Origin of the sequence: Pollutimonas rozaliensis (genome assembly GCF_048751585.1) — a bacterium.
Classification (GTDB): domain Bacteria; phylum Pseudomonadota; class Gammaproteobacteria; order Burkholderiales; family Burkholderiaceae_B.
The window spans coordinates 1-281 of record NZ_JAZHOB010000056.1 but is presented as its reverse complement, the minus strand read 5'-3'; the positions used below and the strand labels follow the sequence as shown (position 1 = coordinate 281).

1 pseudogene is annotated in these 281 nt (G+C 46.6%); it reads left to right on the top strand.

The window, feature by feature from the left end:
* Positions 1 to 9: 9 nt before the first annotated feature.
* Positions 10 to 281 (top strand): annotated as a pseudogene (gene truB / locus V0R37_RS21945) (tRNA pseudouridine(55) synthase TruB); the annotation flags it as partial.

Sequence of the window (281 nt, the reverse complement as noted above, 5' to 3'; positions counted from 1 at the left end):
CGAAGAGTAATGGCACGACGTCGTAAAGGCCGTGCAATTAACGGCGTCTTACTACTCGATAAAACCACGGGCATCTCATCGAACGATATACTACAGAAAGTGAAACGCCTCTATTTTGCTGAAAAAGCAGGACACACCGGTGCGCTTGATCCATTAGCGACGGGGATGTTACCGATTTGTTTAGGGGAGGCGACCAAGTTTTCTCAGTTTTTACTCGATTCGGATAAGCGTTATCGTGTGATTGCTAAACTAGGTCAGCGCACTGATACCTCAGATTCTGA